The sequence below is a fragment of the Pantoea sp. CTOTU49201 genome (genome assembly GCF_032054795.1).
Taxonomy (GTDB): Bacteria; Pseudomonadota; Gammaproteobacteria; order Enterobacterales; family Enterobacteriaceae; genus Pantoea; species Pantoea symbiotica.
Window position 1 is genome coordinate 1 of sequence record NZ_DAMBSA010000162.1, and the last position, 1424, is coordinate 1424.

3 protein-coding genes are annotated in these 1424 nt (G+C 52.8%); 2 read left to right on the forward strand and 1 reads right to left on the reverse strand.

All coding sequences use genetic code 11. The annotated features are described in order from the left end of the window. Positions 1 to 124 (forward strand): hypothetical protein (locus RTY00_RS24720; RefSeq protein ID WP_409519138.1); only part of this gene is annotated, 124 nt, incomplete at its 5' end. A 218-nt stretch (positions 125 to 342) separates the two neighbouring features. Beyond that, positions 343 to 1239 carry a methylenetetrahydrofolate reductase gene (gene metF / locus RTY00_RS12735; RefSeq protein ID WP_312664704.1) on the forward strand — a complete coding sequence of 299 codons (897 nt, stop codon included), beginning with the start codon at positions 343 to 345 and terminating at the stop codon, positions 1237 to 1239. 124 nt (positions 1240 to 1363) lie between these two features. Here the strand turns inward: metF and RTY00_RS24725 are convergent. Then, a partial coding sequence (locus RTY00_RS24725; protein WP_409519139.1) for a phosphoenolpyruvate carboxylase occupies positions 1364 to 1424 on the reverse strand: 61 nt, incomplete at its 5' end.

Here is a 1424-nt window from a genome sequence, read left to right on the forward strand (position 1 = left end):
GTTTGCCATCGAAAGCCGCTGGTATCGTGATAATCCGCTGGTGATTCGCGGACCTGGCGCAGGCCGTGATGTCACGGCGGGCGCGCTGCAATCGGATATCAACCGCCTCGCACAATTGCTGTAATCTGCCTCACTTTGCAGACGGCATAGTCCGTCTGCAATCTTCACCCTTTCCCGCGCATCATGAAACGCTTTCACCTTGATTGAAGATTTGTCACGCCCGTACATTAATTTTCTGTTGACGCTGGCGTGCGAATCGTTCATTTTGTGCATCTGGACGTCTAAACGTATGGATGTTCGAAGGCCGCAAAATAATCGATATGTGATGACGAGGTAATTAGGATGAGTTTCTTTCACGCCAATCAACGCGAAGCGTTGAATCAAAGCCTGGCTGAGCTGAACGGGCAAATTAATGTCTCTTTCGAATTTTTCCCGCCACGTACCAGTGAAATGGAAGAAACCCTGTGGAGCTCAATCGATCGACTGAGCAGCCTGAAGCCGAAATTCGTCTCCGTCACCTACGGTGCCAACTCGGGCGAACGCGACCGTACGCACAGCATCATTAAAGGCATTAAAGATCGTACCGGTCTGGAAGCGGCACCGCATCTGACCTGTATCGATGCCACGCGTGATGAGCTGCGCGCTATCGCACGTGATTACTGGGATAGTGGCATTCGTCATATCGTGGCACTGCGCGGTGATTTACCGCCGGGCAGCGGCAAGCCGGAAATGTACGGTTCGGATTTGGTTGAACTGCTGAAAGACGTCGGCGATTTCGATATCTCGGTGGCGGCTTATCCGGAAGTGCATCCTGAAGCGAAAAGTGCGCAGGCCGATTTGATCAACCTGAAGCGTAAAATCGATGCCGGTGCTAACCGCGCCATCACCCAGTTTTTCTTCGACGTGGAAAGCTACCTGCGCTTCCGCGATCGCTGTGTCGCAACCGGTATCGACGTGGAAATCGTGCCGGGTATTTTGCCGGTCTCTAACTTTAAACAGCTACAACGCTTCGCCACCATGACCAATGTGCGTGTGCCTGGCTGGATGAGTGCGATGTTTGAAGGTCTGGATAACGATCCGGAAACGCGCAAAATGGTGGGCGCTAGCGTCGCCATGGACATGGTGAAAATCCTGTCGCGAGAAGGGGTGAAGGATTTCCATTTTTATACGCTGAACCGTGCAGAGTTGAGTTACGCGATTTGCCACACGCTGGGCGTGCGTCCGGCAATGGGGTCGTAAGATTGGCGGTCGCCATGAATGGCGACCCTACAAATTGCCGGTTTTGTAGGGTGCGCATTCATGCGCACCGGTAAAACAATAAAAAAGGAGCCGGTAGGCTCCTTTTTCACATCATGTCACTCGATTAACCGGTATTACGCATACCCGCCGCAACACCCGCGATCGTCACCATCAGCGCTTGTTCT

What these genes read in the sequence shown, in the direction of transcription:
- metF (WP_312664704.1), top strand. Translation starts at nt 343, where the DNA reads ATGAGTTTCTTTCACGCCAATCAACGCGAAGCGTTGAATCAAAGCCTG.